General features: G+C 64.6%; 20 protein-coding genes and 2 tRNA genes. 10 read left to right on the top strand and 12 right to left on the bottom strand.

The genetic code is table 11. The annotated features are described in order from the left end of the window. Positions 1–22 precede the first annotated feature (22 nt). Entirely contained in the window at positions 23–730 is a 708-nt protein-coding gene (locus U5914_RS07025) for a DUF5828 family protein (RefSeq protein ID WP_336135044.1), read from the bottom strand. Between the two features lie 81 nt (positions 731–811). Here U5914_RS07025 and upp point away from each other — a divergent pair, with 81 nt between their 5' ends. Next, positions 812–1,483, top strand: coding sequence for a uracil phosphoribosyltransferase (upp, locus tag U5914_RS07020; RefSeq protein ID WP_336135043.1), 672 nt, complete (start codon positions 812–814; stop codon positions 1,481–1,483). Between the two features lie 170 nt (positions 1,484–1,653). On the opposite strand, the gene U5914_RS07015 is transcribed toward upp, so the two are convergent. After that, complete coding sequence (locus U5914_RS07015; RefSeq protein ID WP_418766750.1) at positions 1,654–2,277, bottom strand: IMPACT family protein; 624 nt, start codon at positions 2,275–2,277, stop codon at positions 1,654–1,656. 95 nt (positions 2,278–2,372) lie between these two features. On the opposite strand from U5914_RS07015, the gene U5914_RS07010 reads away from it, so the two are divergent. Then, positions 2,373–3,542 (top strand): inorganic phosphate transporter, encoded by a 1,170-nt coding sequence (locus U5914_RS07010; protein ID WP_336135042.1) that lies wholly within the window; start codon positions 2,373–2,375, stop codon positions 3,540–3,542. A 25-nt stretch (positions 3,543–3,567) separates the two neighbouring features. On the opposite strand, the gene U5914_RS07005 is transcribed toward U5914_RS07010, so the two are convergent. Next, positions 3,568–4,944 (bottom strand): hemolysin family protein, encoded by a 1,377-nt coding sequence (locus U5914_RS07005; protein WP_336135041.1) that lies wholly within the window; start codon positions 4,942–4,944, stop codon positions 3,568–3,570. Positions 4,945–5,061: 117 nt separating this feature from the next. On the opposite strand from U5914_RS07005, the gene U5914_RS07000 reads away from it, so the two are divergent. From U5914_RS07000 to U5914_RS06980, 5 genes are all read left to right on the top strand, one after another. After that, a complete protein-coding gene (locus tag U5914_RS07000; RefSeq protein WP_336135040.1) occupies positions 5,062–5,367 on the top strand; it encodes a glutathione S-transferase N-terminal domain-containing protein in 306 nt (101 codons plus the stop codon). Then, entirely contained in the window at positions 5,364–5,879 is a 516-nt protein-coding gene (locus U5914_RS06995) for a redoxin domain-containing protein (RefSeq protein ID WP_336135039.1), read from the top strand. Before U5914_RS07000 ends, U5914_RS06995 begins: the two co-directional genes overlap by 4 nt. A 24-nt stretch (positions 5,880–5,903) precedes the next feature. Next, positions 5,904–6,497: an L-threonylcarbamoyladenylate synthase gene (locus U5914_RS06990; protein ID WP_336135038.1), complete on the top strand. Its 594-nt coding sequence runs from the start codon at positions 5,904–5,906 to the stop codon at positions 6,495–6,497. Positions 6,498–6,595: 98 nt separating this feature from the next. Further along, positions 6,596–6,973, top strand: coding sequence for an Hsp20/alpha crystallin family protein (locus tag U5914_RS06985; protein ID WP_336135037.1), 378 nt, complete (start codon positions 6,596–6,598; stop codon positions 6,971–6,973). 84 nt (positions 6,974–7,057) lie between these two features. Continuing rightward, positions 7,058–9,289: a PAS domain-containing protein gene (locus U5914_RS06980; protein ID WP_336135036.1), complete on the top strand. Its 2,232-nt coding sequence runs from the start codon at positions 7,058–7,060 to the stop codon at positions 9,287–9,289. Here U5914_RS06980 and U5914_RS06975 read toward each other — a convergent pair. From U5914_RS06975 to U5914_RS06965, 3 genes are all read right to left on the bottom strand, one after another. After that, the gene (locus U5914_RS06975; protein ID WP_336135035.1) at positions 9,258–10,130 is read right to left on the bottom strand and encodes an ATP-grasp domain-containing protein; all 873 of its coding nucleotides are present in this window, start codon (positions 10,128–10,130) and stop codon (positions 9,258–9,260) included. The genes U5914_RS06980 and U5914_RS06975 overlap by 32 nt on opposite strands. Before the next feature lie 50 nt (positions 10,131–10,180). Continuing rightward, entirely contained in the window at positions 10,181–12,130 is a 1,950-nt protein-coding gene (locus tag U5914_RS06970) for an ABC transporter ATP-binding protein (protein WP_336135034.1), read from the bottom strand. A 64-nt stretch (positions 12,131–12,194) separates the two neighbouring features. Next, positions 12,195–12,725, bottom strand: a complete 531-nt coding sequence (locus U5914_RS06965; RefSeq protein ID WP_336135033.1) for a DUF192 domain-containing protein — start codon at positions 12,723–12,725, stop codon at positions 12,195–12,197. Between the two features lie 85 nt (positions 12,726–12,810). On the opposite strand from U5914_RS06965, the gene U5914_RS06960 reads away from it, so the two are divergent. After that, positions 12,811–12,884: transfer RNA gene (locus tag U5914_RS06960), tRNA-Val, on the top strand. A gap of 234 nt (positions 12,885–13,118) precedes the next feature. After that, positions 13,119–13,192, top strand: a tRNA-Phe gene (locus U5914_RS06955). A gap of 271 nt (positions 13,193–13,463) precedes the next feature. On the opposite strand, the gene U5914_RS06950 is transcribed toward U5914_RS06955, so the two are convergent. From U5914_RS06950 to U5914_RS06930, 5 genes are all read right to left on the bottom strand, one after another. After that, positions 13,464–14,558 (bottom strand): type I restriction enzyme HsdR N-terminal domain-containing protein, encoded by a 1,095-nt coding sequence (locus tag U5914_RS06950; RefSeq protein ID WP_336135032.1) that lies wholly within the window; start codon positions 14,556–14,558, stop codon positions 13,464–13,466. 268 nt (positions 14,559–14,826) lie between these two features. Next, entirely contained in the window at positions 14,827–15,546 is a 720-nt protein-coding gene (locus tag U5914_RS06945) for an MBL fold metallo-hydrolase (RefSeq protein WP_336135031.1), read from the bottom strand. Positions 15,547–15,620: 74 nt separating this feature from the next. Continuing rightward, positions 15,621–16,850 (bottom strand): MFS transporter, encoded by a 1,230-nt coding sequence (locus U5914_RS06940; protein ID WP_336135030.1) that lies wholly within the window; start codon positions 16,848–16,850, stop codon positions 15,621–15,623. A gap of 137 nt (positions 16,851–16,987) precedes the next feature. Further along, positions 16,988–17,311, bottom strand: a complete 324-nt coding sequence (locus U5914_RS06935; RefSeq protein ID WP_336135029.1) for a hypothetical protein — start codon at positions 17,309–17,311, stop codon at positions 16,988–16,990. Between the two features lie 109 nt (positions 17,312–17,420). Further along, entirely contained in the window at positions 17,421–17,672 is a 252-nt protein-coding gene (locus tag U5914_RS06930; RefSeq protein WP_336135028.1) for a DUF7577 domain-containing protein, read from the bottom strand. A gap of 205 nt (positions 17,673–17,877) precedes the next feature. Between U5914_RS06930 and U5914_RS06925 the strand changes: the two genes are divergently transcribed. Next, on the top strand, positions 17,878–18,048 hold the full coding sequence (locus U5914_RS06925; protein ID WP_336135027.1) for a hypothetical protein: 171 nt from the start codon (positions 17,878–17,880) through the stop codon (positions 18,046–18,048). Positions 18,049–18,189: 141 nt separating this feature from the next. Here the strand turns inward: U5914_RS06925 and U5914_RS06920 are convergent, their stop codons facing one another. Next, positions 18,190–19,188 carry a mechanosensitive ion channel family protein gene (locus tag U5914_RS06920; RefSeq protein WP_336135026.1) on the bottom strand — a complete coding sequence of 333 codons (999 nt, stop codon included), beginning with the start codon at positions 19,186–19,188 and terminating at the stop codon, positions 18,190–18,192. Positions 19,189–19,257 lie beyond the last annotated feature (69 nt).

Here is a 19,257-nt window from a genome sequence, read left to right as displayed (position 1 = left end):
CTTCGAGCAGTTACGTCCGACGCTAGTTCTTCGTCGGTTCGGACTCGCCGTGGGTCTCCTCGTCGCCCTCTTCGGGTGGCGGGTGGCCCTCGACGGCTTCGGCGACGTCGGTTTCCTTCGGAATGTCGACGTGCCAGCGGTCGACCGAGGTCTCGTAGTCGGCGAGTTTGTTGGAGACGCGGATCTTCAGGTCGTCGTCGTTGATGTTCACCTCGAAGACGTAGTCGTCGCCCTCGCCGACCGACCGGACGTTGGCGCTGACGAGTTCGTTGTCGAAGTAGTACGGCGAGACCTGCGTCATGACGTTCTGGTAGACGCTGTCTTCGACCTTGCGGAGCGCCTTCCGGGTGGCCGAGTCGGCCGCCCGGGCGACGTGGTTGATGGATTCGCGCCACTCGCCGACGGCCTCCTCGGGTTCTTCGAGCCGGTCGTAGGAGTCGGCGAGCTTCTCTCCGGCGGTTCTGAGGTCGTCCTCGGGCTCCTTGCCGGCCTTCTCGCCTTCGCCCTCGGAGACGCTGGCCTTCTCGGCGGTTTTCTCGCTGACGTCCTCGCTGAGGCGCTCCTCGGCTTTCGGCCGCCAGTCGTCCCACTCCTCGAGCGCGTCCTCGTCGACCGGTTGGTCCTCCTCGACGAGGTCCTTGAGTGCGCGCGTGATTCGCTCCCCGTGTTCGACGATATCGACCCAGCGCCCGCGGACTTTGAACCCCGAGACGCTCTCTTCGACCTCCATTGGCGACCCGTTCGGGCCACATCGACTTACCTTTTGTCGCCTATCGGCGGGCTTTAAGCCGACGGCGTACGCGGTACCTGTATGCCCATCGAGGACCGCGATGACGCACACGTCATCACTCACTCGCTGGCGAAGCACACGCTCTCGGAGCTTCGCTCGGACGAGACCGATCAGGTGGCGTTTCGGAACGGCCTCGTCGACCTCGGTCGTCTCTGCGGCTTCGAGATCATCGACGGAATGCTGGAGACCGAATACGTCTCGATTACGACACCGCTGGCCGAGACCACCGGCGAGGTCGTCAAGGGCCTCGACGACGTCGTCATCGTCAACGTACTTCGCGCGGCGACTCCCTTCGTCGAAGGGCTCGTCGACGCGTTCCCACATGCCCGACAGGGCGTCATCTCCGCGGGACGGGACGAGGAAGCCGGCATGGACGAGGACGGCGAGTTCCCCATCACCGTCGACTACGTGAAACTCCCCGAAATCAACGAGGACGACACCGTCATCGTCGCCGACCCGATGCTCGCGACGGGGTCGACGATGGTCGCCGTCCTCGAAGAGGTCATGGAGATGGGCGACCCCGAACGACTGGTCGTCCTCTCGGCGGTGAGCGCACCGCCGGGACTCGTCCGCGTCGACGAGGAGTTCCCCGCGGCCGACATCCTCACCGTCAGCATCGACGAGCGCCTCGACGACGACGGCTACATCGTCCCCGGCGTCGGCGACGCGGGCGACCGTGCGTTCGGCACCTGAGGCCACCCTCTCCGACCCGCCCTCCGTTTCGGGTCGAAATCCCACACGCGCCTCGTGGGAACTATCTCCACGAGAACCGGACACAACCCCTCTCCTTCACGTGGAAATAACTGCAGTCTTGCGGTTTCGTTCCTGTCGAAGCGTCAGACGTTCGGCATACGGCGGCGATACTACGGGTCGACGCGGCCGCTGGTAGCGCTCCGGAGACGGTCCCGAAGCGCATCGGCCTCGACGACGGGCACACGAACCTCGAAGGCGACTGCCTCGCCGTAGTCGGCCTCGAACTCGACGCCCTCGCTTTCGAGGATGCCCCGAACCGTGCCCGAATCGTCGTAGTCGACGGTGACCGAAAACGCCTCGTGAGGGCGTTCTTCGACGATATCCGCGGCATCGAGGACGTCCTTGACGGCGCCGGAGTAGGCGCGTACGAGGCCGCCGACGCCGAGTTCCGTGCCGCCGAAATAGCGGGTGACGACGACACAGACGTTCTCTATCTCTCGGCCCTGCAGCACCGAGAGCATCGGCTTGCCCGCGCTCCCGGAGGGTTCGCCGTCGTCGGAGGCGTACTCGCGGAAGGGGTCGGCGCGGACGTGGTAGGCGGGGACGTTGTGGGTCGCGTCGTCGTATGCGGCCTCGATCTCCTCGATGAACGCCTCGGCGGCGGCGACGCTCTCGACGGGGGCCGCGTGGGCGAGGAATTCCGAGCCCTGCACGGTGAAACTCGCGTCCGCGCGGTCGGCGAGCGTCAGGTACGCGTCGTCCACGTCGGTCGCAGCGTCGTCGTCGTCCGGCACACCTTCCCGTCCGGACCGACGGACCAAACCCGTTTCGCGTTCGCCGGCAGCCGTCCAACGGGTATTTATACGGAGGGGAGACCTATCGGGGGCCAATGGATGCGGTCACACTCGGGACGTTTCTGGCTGCCAGCGTCGCGAGCCTCTTTATGGCGTGGGCCATCGGGGCGGGTTCCTCGGGGTCGACGCCCTTCGCGCCCGCGGTCGGCGCCAACGCTATCTCCGTGATGCGCGCCGGCTTCTTCGTCGGTATCCTCGGCTTGCTCGGTGCTACCCTGCAGGGTGCGAACGTGACCGAAGCCGTCGGCCGCGAGCTCGTCGTCGGGGCGACGCTCACGCCCATTGCGGCCATCGTGGCGCTCACCATCGCCGCCGGCCTCGTCGCCATCGGCATCTTCACCGGCTATCCCATCGCCACCGCCTTCACCGTCACCGGCGCCGTCGTCGGCGCCGGACTGGCGATGGGTGGCGGCCCGGCGTGGGCGAAATACACGGAAATCCTCGCCGTCTGGACGCTGACGCCCTTCGTCGGCGGCGGTATCGCCTACGGGACCGCCAGAGCGCTCCGCAACGATGCCATCCCCGAACTCGTCGCGATACCCGTCCTCGCCGGCGTCGTCGGCGCCATAATCGCCAACGTCGAGTTCGTGCTGCTCGGCCCGCCGGGCGAGGCCGCCTCGGTCGCGACGACGGCGACCGCCTCGATACCCGGTCGCATCGCCGTGACGCTTCTCGTGGCCGTCGCTGCCGGTATCGCCCTCGGCGCCGATATGCGCAACGACCGGAAAGCCGGCCAACGGCACTTCCTGATCGCGCTGGGGGCGCTCGTGGCCTTCTCGGCCGGCGGCAGTCAGGTCGGCCTCGCCTTGGGGCCGCTGCTGCCGCTTTTCGACACCGTCGACTTCGCGGTGCCGCTGGTCGCGCTCCTCTTCGGTGGCGGCCTCGGGCTCCTTCTGGGGTCGTGGACCGCCGCCCCGCGGATGATAAAGGCCATCTCGCAGGATTACTCCTCGCTGGGGCCGCGTCGGTCCATCGCCGCGCTTATTCCCTCCTTTACCATCGCGCAGGTGGCCATCTTCCTCGGCGTGCCGATCTCCTTCAACGAGATCATCGTCTCGGCGGTCGTCGGCGCGGGCGCGGCCGCCGGTTCCGGCGGCGTCAGCGGCGGCAAAATGGGCTATACCGTGCTGGCGTGGGTCGGCTCGCTGGTCGGCGCCAGCGTTCTCAGCTACGGGCTTTATACGGGGCTCTCGCTGGTGTTGTGAGTCGGGCCTCGAAAGGCGGCGGCGCTTACTCCTCGGTGCCCGGTTCCTCTTCGTCGGTCGCTTCCTCGTCGTAGTCCTCGGTGCGGGTGATTCGGGCCTTCAGGATGCGCGTGTTCTCCACGCGCTCGACGAGGATTTCGAGGCCGTCGTACTCGATGACCTCCCCCTCCTCGACGAGGCGACCCGCGAGGTTGAAGATGAATCCGGCAAGGGTCTCGAACTCCTCGCCCTCGGGGATGTGGATGTCGAGTTCCTCGTTGACCTCGTCGATGTTGACCTCGCCTTTGACGATGGCCGTGTCGTCGTCGATGAACTCGATCGGCTCTTCTTCGCCCGCTTCGAGCAGTTCGCCGACGATTTCCTCGGTGATGTCCTCCATGGTCACAAGCCCCTCGGTCGTCCCGAACTCGTCGATGACGATGACCATGTGGAGGCGCTTGCGGCGCATCTCCTTGAGCAACTCGTCGACGTTCTTCGATTCGGGGACGTGGAGCGTCTCCTCGATGAGGTCCTCGAGTTCGATGTCGTCCTTCTCGCCGTAGGTGTAATCCCGCACGAGGTCGCTGACGTGGACGATGCCGAGGACGTTGTCGAGGCTGCCCTCGTAGACCGGCAGGCGAGTGTGGCCGCCCTGTACGCATTTCTGGAGAGCGTCCTCGATGGTCGCGTCCGTCGAGACGGCCTCCATGTCGAGCCGCGGCGTCATGACCTCCTTGGCGATGGTGTTGGTGAACCGGAAGATGCGCTGGAGCATCTCGCGTTCGTCCTCCTCGAGGACGCCCGCGCGCTCGCCCGTCTCGATGATGTCGCGGATCTCCTCGCGGGTGACGTAGGTCGACTCGATTTCACCCCGCCCGCCGGTGATACGGTTGACCTGCCGGGTGAGGTAATCGAAGGTGACGATGAGCGGCAGGAGGAAGTACTCCGAGTACTTCAGCGGTCGGGCGACCCGCAGCGCCCACGACTCGGTGTTCTCGACGGCGTAGGATTTCGGGGCGCTCTCGCCGAACAGCAACACGAGCGCCGTGATACCGAAGGTGGCGATGAAGACGGCGATGGACTGTCGGAAGTACAGCGCGAGCAGTCCCGTCGCGATAGAGGACATCGCGATGTTGACGATGTTGTTGCCGACGAGGATGGTGACGAGCAGTCGGTGTGGGTCGTCCTTCAGCGATTTCAGTATCTCCGCGCCGGGCATACCGTCCGCGACCATCGAGTCGATTCGGTGGGGCGGCAGCGAGAACATCGCAATCTCCGACGAGGAGAAGAATGCCGACAGTAGCAACAGCCCGAAAATCGCCGCCCCGCCGAGGGCGGCGATGGTCGCATCACTAAGCGGGAGCGTACCCGGGTCGGGTCCGACCTGTATCACACGAGCGACGTACCACGCGAGAGAGCCCATCTGGACGTGCGGTTTTCTGCGGGCGCAGGATTAAGGCTTACTCATGTCCCACGCGGTCGTGTCGAACCGATGGCCGCGGGCGACACCCTTAGGCGCGGACCGCCCGTACACCCCTCCATGAGCGAACCCGCAATCACGCTATACCGGCTACAGGCGTGTCCCTTCTGTGAACGCGTCGTACGCGTCCTGAACGACCTCGACCTCGATTACGAGTCCCGCTTCGTCGAAGCGCGTCACTCCCGCCGGGACGCCGTCAAGCGACTGACCGGCGCCCGGACCGTCCCCGCCATCGTCGACGACAACACCGGCGTCACGATGAGCGAGAGCGCGAACATCGTCGAGTACCTTCAGGCGACCTACGGCGAGGGCGCGACCGACGCCGAACGCGTCACCGCGAGCGCCGCTGGGGGTGACGGCGAATGAATCTCGGCTTCGACGTCGTCGAACTCGGTGAGGCCGACCACCCCGAGCCCGGCGACGAGGCCCCCGACTTCACCCGCCCCTTGGTCAACGACGAGTACTGGGCCGACGCCTCGCTGTCGGAGTTGACCGACGACGGTCCGGTCGTCCTCGTCTTCCACCCGATGGACGGCGACTTCCCGGCCACCTACATCTGGCAGGAAGTCGATAAGCGCGGCTGGGACGACTACGACGCCTCCGTCGTCGGCCTCTCGATTTCCTCGCCGTACGAGCATTCCCGGTTCCTCGAGGAGTGGGGGGTCGAACAGTACCGGCTCTTTTCGGACCCGCAGAACGGCGTCGCCGAAGAATATGGCATCGTCAACGACCTCGATGGAATGGCGGGCGTCGCCGAGCCGCGGCCCGCGGTCTTCGTCGTCGACGAGGACCGGACGGTCGAGTTCGCGTGGGTCGCCACCGAGTGGCCGGAGTTCCCGCCGTACGACGCCGTCGAGGGCGCCATCGAAGGACTGTAATCGGTCGAATCCATACGTCCGGCCGTGACCGAGAGCGACATCGACCTCACCGAGGCCGTCGCCGCGATCCGCCGCGGCGACCTCGTGGTCTATCCGACCGAGACGGTCTACGGGCTGGCCGCCGACGCGCTGGACCCCGAGGCCATCGAGCGCGTCTTCGAGGCGAAGGGTCGTCCCCGCGACAAGCCCATCTCGATGGCGCTGCCCGACGCCGAGGTCGCGCGGGACTACACCCACGTCTCGGACCGCGAGGCCTCCTTCTGTGCCCGCTTTCTGCCCGGCCCCGTGACCGTCCTGCTGGAGCGGACCGACCGCGTGCCCGACGTGTTGGTCGCCGGCGGTGACCGCGTCGGGGTTCGCGTTCCGGACCACGACCTCTCGCGGGAACTCGCACGGCGGACCGGACCGATTACCTCGACCAGCGCGAACAAGAGCGGCGAGCCGAGCGCCCGCCGCGTCGAAGATATCGCACTCGAGGTTCGCGAGCGCGCGGCGGTCGTGCTCGATACCGGCGAGACGCCCGGCACGGAGAGTACCGTCGTCAACGTCGCCGAAAACGACATCGTTCGCCGCGGCGCACGCGCCGACGACATCGAGGCGTGGCTGGCCGAGAACTGATAGGGGTCCAAGAACGGGAGCGGCGATACCTCCTGCCAGCGGTATCGAGTTCTGCCCCCGACAGAAGGCTTTTGAGCGATACTGACCAACTTCGCCACATGCGCCGAGACGACCGCGACGACCCCTTCGACGACATCTTCAGCGAGATAGAGCGAATGATGGAGGAGATGACGGGCGGCGTGAACGGTCCCGGAAGCGCCGGCTTCGGCGACGACGCGCACGTCTCGGTGTACGAGACCGACGACGAACTGACCGTCGTCGCGGACATGCCCGGCGTCGCCAAGGAGGACATCGACATCAAATGCGACGGCCGGCACGTCACCATCTCGGCATCGACCGCCCGAAGCGAGTACGAGGAACGCATCGAGTTGCCCGCACGCGTCGACGAACACTCCGCGACGGCGACGTTCAACAACGGCGTCCTCGAAATCCGCCTCGACCGCACCGGCAGTTCCGCGAACATCGACCTCTCCTGACAGCACTCGGACGGACGGCTGGCGTCCGTATCGGCTCTCGAAATCGACGGCATGTTTATTCCGAAAAAACGGAACGATGGTATAATGGTTCGCCACGGGAGGAGGGGACGAGAGACATCGGGGTCCGAGGGGGAACGGGCCGACGTGGGGGATGGACGCGATTCCGTCATCTCCGTTCTGCAGTTGGACGACGAGCCGTCGTTCCTGCGGACGTCGAAGCGGCTTCTGGAGCGACACGACGAGTTGCGGGTCGAGACCGAAACGGGCCCGATGGCCGCACTCGACCGCCTCGATTCGTTCGACTGTGTCGTCGCCGATTACGACATGCCGGCGATGGACGGCATCGAGTTCCTCGAAGCCGTCCGAGCGCGGGCGCCCGACCTGCCGTTCATCCTCTTTACCGGCAAGGGAAGTGAGGACATCGCCGGTGAGGCCGTCCGGGCCGGCGTCACCGACTACCTCCGGAAGGGGGCTGACTCCGACCGGTTCGCCGTCCTCGCGAACCGGATAACGAACGCCGTCGAGCGGTACCGGGCCGAGAAGCGAGCGACGGCCGCCGACCGCCGCGTCCGCCGCGTCTACGAGCGCATCGACGACGGCTTCGTCGCCGTCGACGACGAGTGGCGCTTCACGTACGTCAATCAGCGCGCCGGCGAACTCCTCGATTCGGACCCCGAGCGACTCGTCGGCAGCACCATTCGGGAGGCGTTTCCCGAGGCGTCCGGCACCCGATTCAAAACGGGGATGGAGCGCGCGATGGCGGACCAGGAGACGGTCACCATCGAGGAGTACTACGAACCGCTCAACGAGTGGTTCGAGGTGCGGGTCTTCCCCGACGAGGCCGGCCTCTCGGTCTACTTCCGTGACGTGACCGACCAGAAGGAACGCGAGCGCCGCTACGACGCCGTCTTCAACAACACCTATCAGTTCACGGGCCTGCTTGAACCCGACGGCACGCTCATCGAGGCCAACGAAACGGCGTTGGAGTTCGTCGGGGCCGACCGCGAGGCCGTCCTCGATACGCCGCTGTGGGAGACGCCGTGGTTCCAGTTCAACGACGAAACCCGCCGCATCGCCCGCCAGTCGGTCGAGCAGGCGCGGGACGGAACCTTCTATCGCGACGAGTTTCCCGTCGAGGGCGCCGACGGCGACACCATCATCGTCGATTACTCGCTGCGGCCGGTGACCGACGAGCAAGGCGACGTGACGCTGCTCGTCCCCGAGGGCCGGGACATCACCGACCGCAAGGAGCGGGAGGCGGAACTCCGCGAGGAGCGGGCCATCACCGAGAGCATCTTCTCGTCGCTTCCGGACGTCTTCTACGTGTTCGACGAATCGAGACGGTTCATCCGCTGGAACGACCGCCTGACGTCGGTGACCGGCTACGACGACGAGGCGATTGCCGAGATGGACCCCGTCGAACTCGTCCCCGAGGCCGACCGCGAGACGGTCGAAGCGGGCATCGAGGTCGCACTCGAGGACGACCGGACCGTCACCATCGAATCGGCGCTCGTAACGAAGGACGGCGAGGAGATACCCTACGAGTTCGCGGCCGCCCAGTTGACCGACGACGACGGCGACGTGCTCGGACTCGTCGGTATCGGCCGGGACATCAGCGAGCGAACGGAGCGGGAACAGCAGCTCGAACGGAAGAACGAACAGCTCGAGGAGTTCGCCTCGCTGGTCTCACACGACCTCAAGACGCCCCTGTCGGTCGCCAGCGGCAACCTCCATCTCGCCCGGCAGACGGGCGACGAGACGTACTTCGAGGAGATCGAGACGGCCCTCGACCGGATGGAGACGCTCATCGACGAGGTACTGGAGTTGGCCAAACAGGGCGAGGTCGTCGACGACGCGGCGCCGGTCGCGCTCGACCCGATGCTCTCGGACATCGAGACGGCCACCGGCACCGACATCGAGAAAGCCTATCCGGACGACGCGGCCGTCGTCGCCGAGCAGCCGCGCCTCTACTCGCTTTTGAGCAATCTGGTCGCCAATTCCGCGGAGCACGGTTCGACGGACTCCCGCTCGCAGGCTCGCGAGGACGCCGTCGACCACAGCGATGCCGGCGTCACCATCGAAGTCGGCCTCGAAGACGACACCCTCTACGTCGCCGACGACGGGACGGGCATCCCGGAGGGGGAACGCGAGAACGTCTTCGACCCCGGCTATTCGGGCGACGACGGCAGCGGCTTCGGCCTCGCCATCGTCGAAGCCATCGCCGACGCCCACGGCTGGGAGGTCGACGCGACCGAAAGCGAAGCCGGCGGCGCACGCTTCGAAATCAGTGGCGTCGAGACGCGGTCCGTCGAATGAGCGCCGCCAACCGGTCGTAGAAGTCCGCCTCGTACTTCGTCGCGTCGTCGACGGTCGGCCGGGCGTTGGTCTCGTTGACGACGGCGCGGTCGCCGGTCGCGAGGATGTCGACGCCGAGCCAGTCGATATCGAGCGCCGCGGCTGCGTCCTCGGCGAGCGCTCGGAGTTCGACCGGTAGGTCAACGCCCTCGGCGACGGCGCCGCGGTGGACGTTGTGTTTCCAGCGGCCCGCCTCGCGGTCGGCCTCGGGCAGGCGTCGTTCGACGGCCCCGACGAACTCGCCGTCGACGACCATCGCCCGGTAGTCGCGGGCGTCGGGGAGGAACTCCTGGACGAGGAACGACCGGTCGTCGGCCGCCCGGTAGTCGTGGACCAACGAGAGGTAATCGCAGACGCCGAGGAAGGAATCGAGGTCGTGGGCCTTGGCGATGCCGACTCCGCGGGTCGTGGAGTTGGGCTTGACGACCACGGGGGGGTCGAACCGCTCGAAGGCCGCGCGGAGTTCCGACCGGTCGACGGGATTGGAGAGGTAGACGCTGTCGGGCGTATCGATGCCCGCTTTCCGCAGGCGAGCGAGCGCGCCCGCCTTGTTCCGCGAACGGAGGACGGCCTCGCGGTCGTTGACCCACGGCACATCGAGTAGGGCGTCGCCGACGCCGCCTTCCATGATGCGCGGCGGATAGACGAACCCGACGTCGAAGGCCCCGTCAACCAGCGGTTCGTCCAGCGGTTGGGCGCGCTCGCGGGTCGGGACGTGTTCGGCCTCGATGCCGCGTTCGCGGAGGGGTTCGCGGACTCGACCGAGGGTTTCGGCGTTCGTCGCCACCGCCAACCGGAGCATATCCGGTGGTCGGTTGCTGGCGTCTTGAATCCGCCGTCCCACGACGCCCGTCAGTCGTCGTCCGTCTCGACTTCCACATCGGTACGGGCCTGTCGTTCGGCAGCACGTTCGATGAACTCCTGTGGGAGTTCGTCGATTTCGCCGGCTTGGACGCCCCAGAGATGGGCGTAGAGGCCGCCGTCGTCGAGCAACTCCTCGTGGGTGCCGCGCTCGACGATTTCGCCGTCCTCGAGGACGAGAATCTTGTCGGCGTCCTTGATGGTCGACAGTCGATGGGCGATGGCGAAGGTGGTTCGGTCGGCCGTCAGTTTGTCCAGCGACCGCTGGATGAGCATCTCCGTCTCCGTGTCGACGTCCGACGTGGCCTCGTCGAGGACGAGGATGTCGGGGTCCTTGAGGACCGCGCGGGCGATGGAGATGCGCTGCCGTTGGCCGCCGGAGAGTTTCACGCCGCGCTCGCCGACCATCGTGTCGTAGCCGTCCGGCAGGTTCTCGATGAAGTCGTGGGCCTCGGCGGCCTTCGCGGCTTCGACGACGGCCTCGTCGTCGGCCTCGAAGGTGCCGTAGGTGATGTTCTCCCGGACCGTCCCGTAGAAGAGGAACGTGTCCTGACCGACGTAGCCGATGGATTGTCGCAGCGAGGGCAGCGTCACCTCACGGAGGTCCTGCCCGTCGATGCGGATTGCCCCCTCGTCGACGTCGTAGAGGCGAAGCAGGAGTTTCAGGACCGTCGACTTGCCGGCGCCCGTGGGGCCGACCAGCGCGAGGGTCTCGCCGCCGTCGACCTCGAAGTCGATTCCGTCGACGATGGTCTCGTCGTCGTAGCCGAAGGAGACCTCGTCGTATTCGACGCGGCCCTCGTCGACTGCCAGCGGTTCGGCGTCGGGGTCGATGGCGAGGCGGTCCGGTTCGTCCATCAACCCGAAGATTCGCTCGGCGGAGGCGTAGGCGCGCTGGTACATATTGATAATCTGGCCGAACTGCGCCATCGGCCAGATGAACCGCTGGGTCAGGAGGATGAACGTGACGAACTCGCCGGTGTAGAGCGGTTCGGTCAGGGGACCGGGCGCGGCGCCCGTCGTTTCGGTCGCCAGCACCCAGATACCGCCGACGAGGAACGTGAGGACGAAGCCGACCCCGGCGATAACCCGCAGGCCGGGGAAGAACTTGATGCGCGTCTCGATGGCGTCCCAGTTGGCGTCGAAGTAATCGCCGGAGACGTCGTCGACGCGCTCGGACTCGTAGCGCTCGGTGTTGGCCGACTTGATGACCTGAATCCCGCCGAGGTTGTTCTCCAGTCGGGAATTGACCTGCCCGACCGTCGACCGGACCTCGGCGTATTTCGGCTGGATGATCTGGATGAACTTGTAGGTGAACAGCGCGATGAGCGGCACCGGAACGAGGGCGATGAGCGCGAGTTGCCAGTTGAGCCAAAAGAGGATGGCCGCGATGCCGACCACCATCACCGACAGCCGGAACGTGGAGTTGAGGCCGTCGTTGAGGAAGCGTTCGAGGCGGTTGACGTCGTTCGAGAGGATGGACATCAGTTCGCCGGTCTGCTTGTCGGCGAAGAAGTCCATGTTCAGCCGCTGCATCGTGTCGTAGGTGTCGGTCCGGATGTCGTGCTGGATGTGCTGGGCGAAGGAGTTGAACCCCCAGTTGCGCACCCAGTGGAATATCGCACCGGAGAAGAAGGCCGCCGCGATGAGGCCGACCGTAAAGAGCAACTGCTCGTCCTGTGTCGTCGGCGTCCACGCCTCCGGGACCAGCCACAGCGCGAAGGCCTTGTCGTTCCGGAAGACGGCGTCGACCGCCAGTCCGAGCAACACCGGTGGCAACAGGTCGAGGAGGCGCGCGAAGACGCTCGCGAGGACCGCGACGACGAACTGGACGCTGTTCGGGCGGCCGTACTCGCCGAACAGCCGCCGCATCGGGTCCTCAGCGTTCTCGCGCTGCTCCTCGAAGGGGTCGTCGTCGTCCTCCCACGCGATATCTCCCATTCGTTTAAATTGACCGTTCAGTCAGCATAACGCTTCGGCTTGGGTGTGACGGGGTGTCGCGCATTTATAGGTCGAATTCGATGCGGTCGCCCTCCTCGATGCCGCGTTCGGCGGTCCATCCCCTGTTGACCTCGAGGACGTACTGGCCCTCACCGGAGTAGCGCTGGTCCTCGCCGTCCTCGTTCGGGCCCGGGGCGGGAGCCTCGTGAATCGTCGTTATCGTTCCGTTGGGCGCGACGAAGACGATGTCGATGCCGAAAGACATGTTCCGCATCACGTAGGTGCGTTCGGCGGCGCCGTCGTGGATGAAGAGCATGCCGCGGTCCTCCGGCAGGTGGTCCGTCTCGCTGAGGCCGACGTACCGTTTCGAGAAGGTGTCGGCGACGGCGGCGTTGACCCGTCCAAGTTCCTCGTCCGTCTCGCCGTCGTAGACGGCCACCTCGGTGTGGTCGTAGTCCCGCGATTCGTTGAAATCGGCGTTCGCGTCGTAGCCGCCGAGATACGGCGCGAGTGCGCCGCTCGACAGCCCTACCAGCACGACTGCGGCGACGACGGCCGTTGCGGCGACACCGTAACCGACCCACCGGGTGTTCATCGGCGAAACGAAAGGACTGCGGGCGGGTAAGCGTTCCGTCGCGGAAAGTAAGGCTTACCCCTGCGGGCCGTCTCCCCTCGGTTGCGGGCGCGTGGTCTAGTCGGCTATGACGCGGCCCTTACAAGGCCGAGATCGGCGGTTCGAACCCGCCCGCGCCCATACATCCTGCGGCGAGGCACACACGCCGAGCCGCAGGTTCGCCCGGCAGGTTCGAACCCTGCCAGCGGCAGTCTGCGAGCGCAAGCGAGCAGGAGCCGTTGGCTCCGGTTCGAACCCGCCCGCGCCCACTTCTCGAACGGTACATCGCGCCCAGCGGCTGCCCCGTGGCCGACCCACACAGGGCGGCGGTTTTCGAAACCCTTTTTGATAGCCTCGGCGTCGGTGGGAATGCAAGCCGCCTTAGCTCAGACTGGGAGAGCACTCGACTGAAGATCGAGCTGTCCCCCGTTCAAATCGGGGAGGCGGCATACTCCCACTTTTTACTTCGTCGGGTTTCCTCGCTCGCTCCGCTCGCTGCGGGAACCACTCCTCGTAAAAACTTGGGGAAAAACGACCCGGACGCTCCCTACGGTCGCGTCCGGTGAAACCGCGACTCGCTTCGCTCGCCGCGGTATGCTGACCATCGACTGATGGTCAAGCAGTCCTTGCTCCTACGTGTCAGTGAGCGGTTCGGTGACTCGAATCTGAGAAGCGGCATGCGGTTTTCCGTGCGGATACGGAACTATTCAGAGATGAGGGTTAGAGCATATCGTCCGTCGTCTCTGCTGACCGAAGCGCTCCGAGCGTGGTGTAGCGGAGTCCCTGTGGGTACTTTGTTTCGTAGGGAACGGGGTCATTCAACTCGTACAGACTCTCTGGCTCAAATCGAATGACCATTTTGTCGTCCGCGATTTTCGCGCCGTCTGCGTATTCTTCGATGGGGCGAGATAATTCAGCCTCCTCTGGTGGAACTATATCCTTGACCGTAGCGAAGTATTTGACCTGACGCACGTCGCCCGTCACGTACATTGCTACGTACTCGAACTCGCTTCCAACTCGGACGAATCCCCATGCGTTGTTTTCTTTCAAGAACGGTAGGCCGGACTTCTTCGTCGGGAATACTGCAACCTGCGCGTCGTCGTCGCCTTCAATCTCCTCGCGTTTGATTTGACCGACAATCCGGCTTCCTGTTGGTTCGATACCCCCGCTGCTACTGCCACCTATCGGGTCGTCTGTGCCCTCGCCGTCGGTGTCTATCTCTGACTCAATATCTTTTACGAGCCGGTCAATCATCTCCTTTGCCTGCGTTTCCGCAAGCGAGGAGATAGCACCTGAAATTTCATTAGCCAGTGTGTCCGAGAGTTCGACTGCCAATTCGTCTTTGTTGGCTTCGAGGGTTTGGCGGGCCTCCCGTAACTCATTGATCCGACCGAGGATTTTGCCGGATTCCCCTGATTCGATTGCATCTTTCTCGTAGGCTTTCAGAACAGCCAGACGGTTAGGGAGGTCTTCGAGAGATACGTCACCCACCTTCTGGACGTCTACGTTAGATGCGTCGACACGGCGCTGAAAGAACTGGTACTGTTTTCCATTCGTGAGAATACCGTACGTAACGTTCTTGTTCGTCATGTACGACGACAACTGGTCTTCGTGGTCGTCGGTCAGTGCTGTGTCCGCGCCCTTTGCTTCGAGAAAGGCGACCGGCGTTCCGTCGAGGATCAGTGCATAATCGACCTTATATGTCTGCCCGAACGCCTCAACGGAGTATTCGAGTTGAGTGTTCTGCGGAATTTGCCAGTCAAGAAGGTCCAAAAAGTCACGCAGAACGGCGGCCTTTGTGTTGGCCTCATCCATCTGCGGAGAAGAATCGAGAACTGCCTCAGATTGGTTCACGTAATCTCGAATGGAACCCCTATTCATCCTATTCTGTCACGACTTACCGACACCATATCAATCCCTGTGAACGAATACAAGGCTCTGTAAACTGGAATCTCAAAAAATGTCGCTATATCAAAACTAAACCTATCACAGAGACGATGACTGATAGAGGCGCATAGAGCCGTCTTTTTTGTCTGTACGACGGCTGATGGCGAGACAGACCTGCCTCCAGTTTTCCGATATCTCAGACCGACAACTCGTCGCCGTCCTCGGGAATCAACACATCCGAAACCGCGTCCCGCAAATCCTCACGGGTCAGCAGACAGTGGTTGATGGCGTCCATATGGACCGCCACGACCGGACAGTCGGCTGCCGCGACGGTCGAAGCGACGTCGTCGGCGTCCATCGTGATGGGGTCGCCCTCCACGAACCGCGCGGCGCCGGCGTTGACCACGACCGCGTCGGGGTCGTGGCGGTCGATGGTCTCGGCGACCGGGTCGTACCAGACGGTATCGCCGGCGAGATACACCGTTCGGTCGCCATCGAGGACGAACCCCGAGACGGGGCCCATCCGCTCGGCGAGGTCGCCGTATCCGTGACGGGCCGGCGTCCGGGTAATCTCGACGCCGTCGAAGGTTATCGAATCCGCGACGGGCCGTACGTCGGTAAAGCCGTCCTCGCGGAAGGCGTCGGCCTCCTCGGGCTGGCAGAACAGCGGCGTGTCGTCGTCCAGTCGGTCGACTGCGGCGTCGTCGAAGTGGTCGGGGTGTCGATGGGTGACCAGCACCGCGTCGTGTGAGAGGTCGACGTCGGGAAGCGGAACCAGCGGGTTCTCCCGGTCGTTCGGCGAGTTCTGAATCGGCGGAATGTCGCCCGGTGCGCCGAGCATCGGGTCGACCAGAACGGTCGTTCCGTCCATGGAGACGAGCAGCGTCGCGTGACGGACGAGCTGGATGGTTGCCATACGGTCACACGGATTTCATCGGGCGTAAGGCTACGGCTTCCGGTCCGTACGGCCGGGGCCGCTTTCGGAGCCACTCACCCACGCCCACCGGCGAGCGCCTCGGCCTCCGGAAGCCGCCGCAGGGTGAGCATCGCGACGGTGCCGACCAGCGGGCCGACCGCGAGGGGCGCGAAGGCCCACTGCCAGCCGACCCAGTCGGCGACGATGGGCGTCAACTGGATGGACCCGAGCGTCAGGAGGTAGCCGATGGCGGTCTGGAAGGTCAGAGCGCTGCCGACGTAGGAGTCCTCGGCGAGTTCCGAGACGGCCGTCGAGAACTGCGCGGAGTCGGCGACGATGGCGAAACCCCACAGGAGGACGAACGGGACGACGACGAGTGTCGAGGCGCCGAAGACGAAGCCGGCGGCCACGCAGGCGCTGCCGCTGATTATCATGCTGGCGCTGGTGACCGTCGTCCGGCCGAGTCGGTCGGAGGTGACCCCGGCGATGACGGCGCCGAGGCCGCCGATAGCGATGGTGCCGAATGTCACGAACGCGGCGAAGGCTTCGGTCTCGCCGCCGTTGGCGGTGAAACTCGCCGAGAGATAGACCGGAATCCACGCCCAGACCGCGTAGAGTTCCCACATGTGGCCGAAGTAGCCGAGGTTGGCGAGGACCGTCCCGCGGTCGCCCGCGATGCGGCGGATCGCACTCGGGTCGAAGGGGGCGGCCGGCGCCTGATACGGCCCGGGTTCGACGAGGAGAACGAGTACGCCGCCGACGACGGAGAGGGCGGCCGCGCCGAGCAACACCGGCGTGGGGCGGCCGACGCCGCCGAGCCCACGCAGGAGGTGCGGCATCGCAGAGCCGACCGTCAGCGCGCCGACCAACACCCCGATGGCGAACCCGCGACCCTTCCGAAACCAGCCGGCCATGATCTTCATCCCCGGCGGATACACACCCGCGAGGGCCATTCCCGTCAGGAACCGAAGGAGGACGGCCGGCAGGAACGACTCGACGCTCGTCGCGATGACGACGGTCGCGGCGGCGCCGACGACCGCCGAGACCGAAAACAGGTAGCGCGGCTTGACGACGTCGGAAATCGTAAACAGCGCCGAGAGCAACGCGCCGGCGACGAAGCCGAGTTGGACGGCGTTGGTGAGCCACGCCGTCTCGGCGGCCGAAAGCCCCCACATCGTCGCTAGTTCCGGCCCGACCGCGGAGACGCTGAACCACAGCGTCATCGCCAGCAGTTCGGCGGTCGCGAGCACCCCGAGAACACGATACTTCCGGTACCCTCCCGATGTTCGGTTTTCGTCGGCCATCTCTGGGTCGTCTACGCCCTTGATATCCGGCGAGGTAGTTAGTCGCTAGGGTGGCGGGGCTGCTATCCGACGCAACGCCCGACAAAGAGCATCTGCAGTCGTGGATATATCTGCCGAGCGCGGCGAGTCGCGCTGGCCTACTCCAGACAGGCGTCGTGGACGGTTCCGTACTCGGGGTGCGGTTGGCGGCCCTGTCCGGCGACGATGGGCTCGCCGCAGATGTCACAGCGCAGTTCTCGCGACCGGCTGATCGGTTCGATGCTGTGAGCGTCGGGCTCTGCCCCCGATTCGGCGGACTTCGCCGTCGCGGTGTACCCAAGGGCGACCGCCGCACCGCCGGTCACCGCCGCGAGGAGCCGCTTTTCCTTCCGGAGCGAGTCGAGCGCGACCGCCGCCAGCCCGACCGCGAGGAGTACCTTGGCGAGTCCCGAACGACCGTCGACGTTCTCGTTTCGTGCCATAGCTTGAATTGGACTCCCAGACGCTTGTAGTCACCCCCCGATTGAGTTGGGGAGGGAAACGTTGGCCATCTCGGTCGTGGACGGAAGTCGAGAGGCGCACGACGGCGTTTCAGAGACGCGTGCCACACGCTCGGCAGTAGGAGAAGTTGGGGTCGTTCGGTGTCCCACAGGCCGAACAGACGACGTGCGGGCCGCTGTTCCCTGTCGAATCGTCGGCAGGTTCGGTTTCGGTCGTCTCACGCGTTCGCCGTCGCTCGATGCCGTCGAGGACGATACCCTTGAGTACGGGGATTGCAGCCCCGAGTGCGATGAGCAGCAGCAGGGCAGTGATGGCGACGTAGAGTTCGCCGGACGGAAACACGGGATGTACTACGGACGGAACCCGTTTAGCTGTCTCGCCGGCGGACGGGCTCTGTCAGTAGCCGATGGCACGGTTCCTTTATTTCAGGGGACTTCTGAAACAGCCGCAAGAATGGTGCTGCGTATCGGTCGCTTTCGGTTTCGGCCGCACATTAGTTGTGCTCTATTTCGACAATATTATGCAAGACTAGAGGGTACCAAAAAACATGACGCCCCTCCAGATGTTCGGAATCAACTCACTCGGTACTTTAGTGCTGGCACTCGTAGTCCCGCTCGTGATCGTCGTCTTCGGGACGTACTTAGGGGTCCTCGGGGCGCTACGGGCGTTCTTCGGTGAGTCGTCGTGGCAGGATGTCTCGACTGTCGAGGAGGAGTGAGACCTTCGCCCGCCAACCAGTGGTAGGGCCATCAGCCACCCGGGAATTGGTGGAAGGTGTAGCTTCTGTACCGAGCACTTCCGACTCGTCTCACATCCCGATTGAACTGGAGCCAGTCCCAGTACAACGGACGCGAGTACGTTACTCGGCGTCCGTCGACTCCTCGTCGGTGACCGTGCCGACTGTAGTATCCATCCAGCCATCGATGTTCTCGGCGACGTAGTCCTGCCCGCCGAGTCCGACGGCGATTCCGATTCCGATGGCTAGTGCGAGCGCCAACGCGCCGAAGAAGGCGGCGACGAAGGCGGTGAACAGGGTCGTGAGCGTGGTGATATTGAAGCCGATCGTTGCCAGCACGATCGTGATCGTGATGTAGTATATCAACAGTTTCACACCGACGCTGGCGAGTTGAATCATACGACTGTCGTCGGTGTCGGCAATCAGTTCGCCGACCCGTTCGGCGATCCAGATACCGACCAGCAACACGATGAAGCCCGCGATTAGCACCGGGAGATAGGCCGCGAACGTGTTCAGAAGCGACGAGAGGGCTCCGATGGCGAGGATGTCCGCGACTGCCATGAGCGTCAGCAGGTAGACGTAGTAGGTGACCAATTTGCCGACGAGGCGACCGAACTCGCCTTCGGACTCGCTCAATGGCTCCAGCGGTGTCTCCCGGAGGTACTGACCGACCCCGAGGCTGCCGACGATTCCCGACACGATGTCACCGAGGATGCGGGCGATGACGAACCCGATGACGAGGACGACGAGCGCCCCGAGGATGACCGGCAGGAACGCCGCCAGTTCCGAGAGGAGGTCCGTGAGCTGTGGAATCCCGAGGACGTCTGCCGCCGCGAGCAACGCGACGAAGTAGATGTAGTAGGCGACGATTTTCCCGAGGGCCTTCGAAACGCCGTCGCCGCTTCCGACTTCCTCTATCGCGGTGCCCTGCGTGTACTTGCTGATTCCGATGCTCCGAACGACTCGCGTGACGATGCCGCCGACGATTCGACCGATGATGTACCCGATAACGAGGATGACCAACGCCGAAATCAGTGTCGGGAGATAGGCTATCACGTCGGCGATCGTCTGTTCGATAGCTGTGCTGACTTGGAGGACCGGTATCGTAGACTGGATCGACATAGCCGGTTTCTATTCTATCCATTTGTGTATAGTTAATCGGATATTATGAAGGAATCTAGCGAGTAGGCC

The sequence above is a fragment of the Natronomonas amylolytica genome, assembly GCF_037031205.1.
GTDB lineage: Archaea > Halobacteriota > Halobacteria > Halobacteriales > Haloarculaceae > Natronomonas > Natronomonas amylolytica.
This window is presented reverse-complemented; position numbering and strand designations above follow the sequence as displayed.